This is a genomic window from Peribacillus sp. (genome assembly GCF_059453735.1).
In genome coordinates this window covers 1-1,803 of record NZ_JAZVJO010000495.1, presented here as the reverse complement: position 1 = coordinate 1,803, position 1,803 = coordinate 1, and the positions used below count along the sequence as shown (strand labels likewise).

The window sequence follows — 1,803 nt, the reverse complement described above, 5'->3', positions numbered from 1 at the left end:
CCTCCGACTTAGACAGCATACTTTCCTCAATTATATATAGTAGAATTTTCAGGGAGGAACAAGATGAACAGATTGAATTTAATCACATTAGGAACAAAGGATATTGTAAAATCGCACGCATTCTTCAAAAAACTCGGCTTTGACACATCCATTAGAGGAACAGAAGCAAACCCTTTTATCATTTTCTTTAGAAACGAAGGAACAAGAATCGCCCTATATCCTTTACATGAGCTTGCCAAAGATATGAACAAAGAAAATCCGCCTGCCATTGCTAATGGCTTCCACGGCATCACATTAGCCTATAATGCAAAATCGGCTGAAGAAGTGGATGAAGTTATGAAGAAGGCGAAGCTTGCTGGTGCAACAATCGTAAAGGAACCTAAAAATAGTGACTGGGGTGGCTATGGCGGCTACTTTACCGATCTTGATGGCTACTATTGGGAAGTGGCGTATGGTCCTGATTGGGAATTTGATGAGAACAATATGCTGGTGATTAATGACCAGTAATTTTGATGATATAGAATCAGTAAGAAAAGGCAGGTAGCGTAGATGGTCAGAAGAAGAGGACATTATGAAATACAGGTGTTAGGTAAACAACTGAGCTGCCCGTTCTGTGAAAGTATGGTTTTCAGACATCGGGAAGTCTATATCGACATCTCAACGTTTGATACAGAACCCTTCGGTGAAAAACCAAGGGAACAATTAACGTTACAATCATTTACATGTAAAGACTGCGGCAATATGCAACAGTTTCAAGAACAAACGAAAAGAACGGAAACGAATATCGTTTACATAAAGGTGGGCGAATAATGGTAGATGATTTACGCTGCGAAGAAAGTCGGATCACCATCTTTAATCGACCGCTCATTTGCCAGTTTTGTGCGCAGGATGTATTCATGCCGTATACGACATACCGCAATGTGGAGAACCCAGGGATTCAAGTATACTATACAAATTACACCGCCGTTTGCATGCATTGTGGCTATGTGACACAGTTTTGCGATCCAAGCGGCTATGATCCAAAGACCGATAAAGCTTTGTGGGCATTGGGCCAGACGCTCCTCCACCCGACGGAACCCGAGCCGCCTACAGTTCGCATTGTCGACGAGGAAACGCTAAATGCATATAAAAGATGCTTACATATAGCACTCCAGCTCCTTATACAGGAAGGCAAAGCTGCCGATACTGTGCTTTCTTTAGCGATGGAAGAACAGTACGATGAACTTGCTGCCCAATTAGGACGTAAAACAGGTACCGACAATGAGAAAACAACAGCTGCAACATGTTTAGTAACGACCTTCAGTTTATTAATGAATGCTTCTATCATTCCCGTAGATCAATTAATCTCCATCTTGAAAAATAATGACCTTTCGGAGCTTGAGGCTTTTCTAGAGAAACATTTGCAATAATATTAAAAGGCTGCTAAACCATTTCTGTTTAACAGCCTTTTTCCTCACCGCTCTAATTTGATGACCCTGTTGTTATTTCAATAATGAAACCTTCCTGTTGGCAGTCTGTTTTTCATTATTGGACCGGAACCTTACGATAGCATACACCCCGAAACTTATAAATGCCCCGATTGAGGTACTATTGCTTGTAACATATTCGTTTACAATGACACCAATGCCAACTAAGATATTCAAGCTATAAAATAGTATGATTGCAAATAAAGAAAAAATCATGATTCCGCTATTACTCGTAACCTTCTCCCCGTCAGCTAATCGAAATTGCTTGATTCGTCTAATGAGTGAATAGATCAATAAACCTAGAATACCTAGCACTATGATAAAACCTAAAAATAAG

4 protein-coding genes are annotated in these 1,803 nt (G+C 40.3%); 3 read left to right on the top strand and 1 reads right to left on the bottom strand.

Features of this window, described 5'->3' with window-relative positions; all coding sequences use genetic code 11:
- Positions 1 to 63 precede the first annotated feature (63 nt).
- Genes AC52RT_RS16425 through AC52RT_RS16415 form a run of 3 tightly spaced genes read left to right on the top strand, consistent with a single transcriptional unit; the run spans position 64 to position 1,409 of the window.
- Positions 64 to 507, top strand: coding sequence for a VOC family protein (locus tag AC52RT_RS16425; RefSeq protein WP_495541742.1), 444 nt, complete (start codon positions 64 to 66; stop codon positions 505 to 507).
- A gap of 42 nt (positions 508 to 549) precedes the next feature.
- Positions 550 to 810, top strand: a complete 261-nt coding sequence (locus AC52RT_RS16420) for a hypothetical protein (protein ID WP_495541741.1) — start codon at positions 550 to 552, stop codon at positions 808 to 810.
- Complete coding sequence (locus tag AC52RT_RS16415) at positions 810 to 1,409, top strand: hypothetical protein (protein WP_495541740.1); 600 nt, start codon at positions 810 to 812, stop codon at positions 1,407 to 1,409. Before AC52RT_RS16420 ends, AC52RT_RS16415 begins: the two co-directional genes overlap by 1 nt.
- A gap of 72 nt (positions 1,410 to 1,481) precedes the next feature.
- On the opposite strand, the gene AC52RT_RS16410 is transcribed toward AC52RT_RS16415, so the two are convergent.
- Positions 1,482 to 1,803: hypothetical protein (locus AC52RT_RS16410; RefSeq protein WP_495541739.1), on the bottom strand; the 322-nt coding region annotated here is incomplete at its 5' end.